Source organism: Modestobacter sp. SYSU DS0904, assembly GCF_054051115.1.
The window spans coordinates 1-1,243 of record NZ_JBJHAQ010000078.1 but is presented as its reverse complement, the minus strand read 5'-3'; the positions used below and the strand labels follow the sequence as shown (position 1 = coordinate 1,243).

Sequence of the window (1,243 nt, the reverse complement as noted above, 5' to 3'; positions counted from 1 at the left end):
GTGCCTTTGAGCCGACTTGTCCGTCTGCTGCTGCCGGCACCGGCCCGGCCGGAGACGTTGGCCTGATCAGGAGCTTGACCGCCAGTTGGCGCTGGCGTGTCTCATCACAGTCCTGCCATCTCCGCACCGGACCGGGACCTGCTGCGTCCCACCGGTCAAGGAGAAGAACGCATGCCCATGCTGGCAGACCTGGTCGAGGTCGTCATCGGCGTCGACACCCACAGCCAGACCCACACCGCCGCGGTACTCGATGCCCGCACCGGTGGCGTGCTGGCTCGCGCGACGGTCACCGCCGACCCTGATGGCTACGCCCAGCTCGTAACCCTGGCCGAGCAGCACTCCGGCCTGCGGGCCTGGGCGATGGAGGGCACCGGCGGCTACGGCGCCGGCCTGGCCCGACACCTGGCCGAGGCCAATGAGCTCGTCGTCGAACTGGACCGGCCCAAGCGCCCGGCCAGGCGGGCCGGAGCCAAGTCCGACCCGATCGACGCCGAACGCGCCGCCCGCGACGCGCTGGCCCGCACCCGGCTGGCCCAGCCCAAGACGGGCGCAGAGCGGGCCGCGCTGCAGGTGCGCCTGACCGTCCGGCGGGCCGCCGTGGAGGCTGCCACCGCCGCCCAGCGGCAACTGCTGGCGATGGTCATCACCTCACCGGAGCCGGTGCGCGCCCGGTTCCGCGGCCAGACCACCCGCGCCATGATCACTACCGCCGCCAGGCTGCGCCCCGGCGCCAGCGGCGGGGACGTCGAGGTGATCACCGCGCTGAACGTGCTGCACGACCTGGCCCGACGCATCCGCTTCCTCGAGGCCGAAGCGCTGGACCACGAACAGGCCATCCGCGTGATCGTGCGGTCCTGGCGGCCGGACCTGCTCGAGCTGACCGGAGTCGGACCCATCGTCGCCGCCACCGCCCTCACCGCCTGGTCCCACCCCGGCCGCTGCCGCAACGACGCGGCTTTCGCCATGCTCGCCGGCACCGCGCCCATCCCGGCCTCGTCGGGCAAGACCGTGCGCTACCGGCTCAACCGCTCCGGCGATCGCCAGCTCAACCGCGCTCTGCACACCGTCGTCCTCACCCGCCTGCAACGCGATGAACGCACCCGCGCCTACGCCGACCGCCGCCGCGCCCAGGGCAAGACCGACCGAGAGATCAAGCGCTGCCTCAAGCGCTACATCGCCCGCGAGCTCTACCGCCGCCTCGAATCACCACCAGCAATGGCTTGACGCGTCATAGGAGCGTCGG

1 protein-coding gene is annotated in these 1,243 nt (G+C 72.3%); it reads left to right on the top strand.

Translation table 11 applies throughout. The annotated features are described in order from the left end of the window. The first annotated feature begins 171 nt into the window (after window positions 1-171). Window positions 172-1,224: an IS110 family RNA-guided transposase gene (locus ACI79U_RS21400; protein ID WP_457072401.1), complete on the top strand. Its 1,053-nt coding sequence runs from the start codon at window positions 172-174 to the stop codon at window positions 1,222-1,224. Window positions 1,225-1,243 lie beyond the last annotated feature (19 nt).